Below are 3,315 nucleotides of genomic sequence, written 5' to 3'. Positions count from 1 at the left end.
CCCCCCCCCCCCCCCCCCCCCCCCCCCCCCCCCCCCCCCCCCCCCCCCCCCCCCCCCCCCCCCCCCCCCCCCCCCCCCCCCCCCCCCCCCCCCCCCCCCCCCCCCCCCCCCCCCCCCCCCCCCCCCCCCCCCCCCCCCCCCCCCCCCCCCCCCCCCCCCCCCTGGACGCGGTCCGGGGGCTACCGGATCTCGCTCAGCACCTCCAGGACGGCCGGTCCGTCCGGCGCGGACTGGAGCCGGTCGCGGAAGTCCGCGTCCATCAGCTTGCGCGACAGCAGCGCCAGGATCCGCAGGTGCTCGTCGCCCGCCGCGGCCTCCGGCACCGAGATCATGAAGACCAGGCGGGCCTTCGTACCGTCCAGTGCGCCCCACTCGATGCCCTCGGAGGACCGGGCGAAGCCGACCGTGGGGCGGGCCACGGCGTCCGTCTTGGCGTGCGGGATCGCGATCGACTCGCCGAGCCCCGTCGTGCCCTGAGCCTCCCGGGCGAGGGCCACCCGCACGAGCTCGTCCACGTCCCGGACGTTCCCGGTGGCCGCCAGCATCTCGGCCATCTCGCGGATCGCGGCCTCCTTGGTGTCCGAGGCCAGCTCCGTCCTGACCGTCCGCGCGGTCAGGTACCCGGACAGCACCTCCGGCTCGGCGTCCGCGGCCGCAGCGGTGGCGGGCGCCGCCTCCGCGTGCGTCCGCACGGCCGTCCCGGTGGCGCCCGCCCCGGCGCCCGCGCCCACGCCGGCGAGCACCGGCTCCGGCACCGCGGCCCCGGCCGGCGCGGCCTTCCCGCCCCGGCGCTCCTTGATCTCGATCAGCGCGTTCGTCGTCAGCGCGGTCAGCACCGTGCCGATGGCGATCGCGATCAGGAACCACACCCAGCCGCTGATCGCACCCAGCGCGGCCACGATCGGACCGCCGTGCGGCACGTGGTCGCCCACGCCCGCCACACCGGCGACCGCACCCGCGACCGCGCCGCCCAGCATGTTCGCCGGGATGACCACCGCCGGCCGCGCCGCCGCGAACGGGATCGCACCCTCCGAGATGCCGAACACGCCCATGAACAGCGCCGCCATGCCCGTGTCGCGCTCCTGCTCCGAGTACAGCTTGCGGCGCAGCAGCGTCGCCAGGCCCTGGCCGAGCGGCATCACCGGGATGGCCGCGGCGCACATGCCCATCACCGCGTAGTTCCCGGACGCGATGAGTCCCGTGCCGAAGAGGAACGCCGTCTTGTTGACCGGGCCGCCCATGTCGAAGGCGATCATCAGGCCGAGCAGCGCGCCGAGCAGGATCGCGCTGGTGCCGGTCATGCCCGACAGCCAGGAGGTCAGGCTCTCGAAGACCCAGGAGACCGGCTTGCCGATGACGTAGATGAAGAACAGGCCCAGGGCCGTCGTGGCCACGATCGGGATCACGATGATCGGCATGATCGGCTGGACGACCTTGGGGACCTTGACCTTCTTGATCCACAGGACCAGGTAGCCCGCCAGGAAGCCCGTCACGATCGCGCCGATGAAGCCGGCGCCCGACTTCGAGTCGTACAGCGCGCCCGTGTTCGCGATGAAGCCGCCGATCATGCCGGGCACCAGCGCCGGCCGGTCCCCGATGGCGTACGCGATGTAGCCGGACAGGATCGGGATCATCAGGGTGAAGCCCAGGACGCCGATCTGGAAGACGTGGTCCCAGAAGGTGCCCGGCGTGACCGCGTACCCCTCGGCCGTGGCGTGGCCGCCCAGCGCCAGCGCGATGGCGATCAGCAGACCGCCGACCACCACGAAGGGGATCATGTACGAGACGCCGTTCATCAGCGCCTTGTACGCGAGGCTCCGCTCCTTGCCGCCGCCGCCGCCCGCGCCGCCGCCCACCGGGGCCGTACCCGTCTGGACCGGCGCGCTCCGCACCCGCTCGATCAGCTCCTTCGGCTTGTGGATGCCGTCGGCGACGCCGGTGGACAGCACCCGCTTGCCGGCGAAGCGCTCGCGGTCGACCTCCTTGTCGGCGGCGATGATGATCCCGTCCGCCTCTCTGACATCGTTGTCAGAGAGCACGTTCTCGGCCCCGATCGAGCCCTGGGTCTCCACCTTCATGTCCACGCCGAGCTCGGCGGCGGCCTGCGTCAGCTTCTCGGCGGCCATGTAGGTGTGCGCGATCCCCGTGGGGCACGCCGTGACGGCGAGCAGCTTCAGGCGCTCGGGCCCACTCGCACGGTCACCGGGAGGGCCGGCAGGACTGGTCACTTGAATCTCCTTCACGCCGTTGGTCCGCGAGATCGCGCGCACGAACCGATCCACCGGCATCCTGCAACAGACAAGGGGTGGATCAAAAGTCCGAAAGACCCCGAACATCCCGCCGGACGGCCTGAAATCGAAGCGCGACTTGTTCCCGTCCCCACTGGGGTCCGCTGCGCCGACCGGTGTAGATTCGTCATCAGTGTCAGGCGTCGCTGCTGATGGCGGTCGGGCGGTCCTCGTGGCCGGCCGAGGGGAGAGAGGGCCCCGCGGCGGACTGTGCTCAGTGCACCGGCCAGCCCCGTGCACGGCCCAGCCGTACCCACCTCTCGAACCATGAGGAGCAGCACCCATGGACTTCAAGGTCGCCGACCTTTCCCTTGCCGTCTTCGGCCGCAAGGAGATCACCCTGGCCGAGCACGAGATGCCGGGTCTGATGTCGATCCGCAAGGAGTACGCCGAGGCGCAGCCGCTGGCCGGCGCCCGCATCACCGGCTCCCTGCACATGACGGTGCAGACGGCCGTCCTGATCGAGACCCTCGTCGCCCTCGGCGCCGACGTCCGCTGGGCCTCCTGCAACATCTTCTCCACCCAGGACCACGCGGCCGCCGCCATCGCGGTCGGCCCGAACGGCACCCCGGAGAACCCGCAGGGCGTCCCGGTCTTCGCCTGGAAGGGCGAGACGCTGGAGGAGTACTGGTGGTGCACGGAGCAGGCGCTGACCTGGCCGAACACCCCCACCGGCGGCCCGAACATGATCCTCGACGACGGTGGTGACGCCACCCTCCTCGTCCACAAGGGCGTCGAGTTCGAGAAGGCCGGCGCCGCTCCGGACCCGTCCACCGCGGACTCCGAGGAGTACGGCCACATCCTCACGCTCCTCAACCGCACCCTGGTCGAGGCCCCGCAGAAGTGGACGCAGCTCGCGTCCGAGATCCGCGGCGTGACGGAGGAGACCACCACGGGTGTCCACCGCCTCTACGAGATGATGGCCGAGGGCACCCTGCTGTTCCCGGCGATCAACGTGAACGACGCCGTGACGAAGTCGAAGTTCGACAACAAGTACGGCTGCCGGCACTCGCTGATCGACGGCATC

The 3,315-nt window shown here is 72.0% G+C and carries 2 protein-coding genes; one reads left to right on the top strand and one right to left on the bottom strand.

All coding sequences use genetic code 11. The features are described 5' to 3' along the window. Window positions 1-179 precede the first annotated feature (179 nt). Entirely contained in the window at window positions 180-2,228 is a 2,049-nt protein-coding gene (locus ACZ7IF_RS39235) for a fructose-specific PTS transporter subunit EIIC (protein ID WP_470981831.1), read from the bottom strand. A 343-nt stretch (window positions 2,229-2,571) separates the two neighbouring features. Between ACZ7IF_RS39235 and ACZ7IF_RS39230 the strand changes: the two genes are divergently transcribed. Further along, window positions 2,572-3,315 (top strand): adenosylhomocysteinase (locus tag ACZ7IF_RS39230; RefSeq protein ID WP_470981829.1); only part of this gene is annotated, 744 nt, incomplete at its 3' end.

Source organism: Streptomyces sp. NPDC037421, assembly GCF_055602105.1.
Note: the sequence above shows the minus strand (reverse complement) of the source record. Positions and strands in the feature narration are given on the sequence as shown.